The sequence below is a fragment of the Sphingobacterium shayense genome, from assembly GCF_013179575.1.
GTDB classification, from domain to species: Bacteria; Bacteroidota; Bacteroidia; order Sphingobacteriales; family Sphingobacteriaceae; genus Sphingobacterium; species Sphingobacterium shayense.
This window is the reverse complement of the sequence record NZ_JABMCQ010000321.1, coordinates 1-1448: the sequence shown is the minus strand read 5'-3', so window position 1 is coordinate 1448 and position 1448 is coordinate 1. Positions and strand designations below refer to the sequence as shown.

Below are 1448 nucleotides of genomic sequence, written 5' to 3'. Positions count from 1 at the left end.
AACTCACTCCGACGTCTATTATTTCGCCCGAGACGGTGTTCGCAACGACAAACAACGCCATGGCAGCGGTGGATGGTATTCACAAACTATTGTATTCTCAGTGGTATGGAAACCAAGCAAATGGAGGGCAAAGCGGAAACATGATCTGGATGGAAGTTTTAGGAGAGGATTTAGTTATGACTGCTGCGGGCAACGGGTGGTTTAACTCAGAATACAAATGGCAGAGTCATTTGAGCGCCACAGCAAATATCGTAAGAGATAACTATGGAATGTACTATGCTGTAATCGGTAACGCAAACTTAATTATTGCTAATATTGATAACGCAGTCGGTACAGACGAAGATAGAAACTTTATCAAAGGCCAGGCATACGCCTACCGTGCTTGGGCCTACTATCAAATGGTTCAACTATACGGAAAACGTTACGTAAAAGGAGGAGATAATTCTGGATTGGGAATGTCGCTAATCGTTGAACCGAACGAAGTCGCAGTGCCACGCTCAACAGTCGAAGAAACCTATGTACAAATTAATAGTGATATTAACGAAGCAATCACCCTTCTATCCTCAAGCATCGAACGTCCACATAAATCTCATTTGAATGTCAATGTAGCGAAAGGAATAAAAGCAAGAATAGCTCTAACCCAACAAAATTATGAATTAGCGGCTCAACAGGCAAAAGAAGCACGTGAAGGTTTTTCCTTGATGAATAAAGAACAATATGCAGCTGGCTTTTCCAGCATCGAGAATCCTGAATGGATATGGGGTATTGAACACAGATCAGATCAGACAACGTATTTTTATGGTTTTTTCGCTTATCTAGGCAATTTTAGTTCTACAAATACCAGAGGAAATCCCAAAGCAATTAACTCTTTACTGTATAATCATCTTTCAGAAACAGATGTTCGTTCAACTTTATGGGATCCGACAGGGGAAGATCCCAATTTTAAGATTGCGGCAGGCGGATCTCGTCATCCGTATATGACCCAAAAATTTACACTTTCCGATCCATCAAATAGTGCCGGAGACTTAGTATTTATGCGAGCAGCGGAGATGTATTTAATTGAGGCAGAATCTAAAGCTAGATTAAACCAAGATGCGCAAGCTCGAGATGTTTTGAACGAATTAGTGATCGCAAGAGATCCCGAATACGCGACAACTTTTAGTGGGAATAATCTAATCAATGAAATTTTAGTACAGCGTCGTTTAGAATTATGGGGCGAGGGATTTCGCTTTTACGATTTAAAGCGTCTAAACGTGGCTCTCGATAGATTAGGCGCGAACCACAACACTACATTAGCCTTAATCATGACGATTCCGGCAGGGGATTCCAGATGGCAATTCCTTATACCACAAGGAGAAATAGACAGAACCTTGGGTACAGTCGTACAAAATCCATTGAACTAAACGATTATTTTCAGTTTCTACACTAGACAATAGCGAAAAATTTTC

General features: G+C 40.9%; 1 protein-coding gene. It reads left to right on the top strand.

The annotated features are described in order from the left end of the window. The coding region (locus HP439_RS19100; protein ID WP_172391913.1) for a RagB/SusD family nutrient uptake outer membrane protein at positions 1–1403 on the top strand (1403 nt) is incomplete at its 5' end. Between the last annotated feature and the right edge of the window lie 45 nt (positions 1404–1448).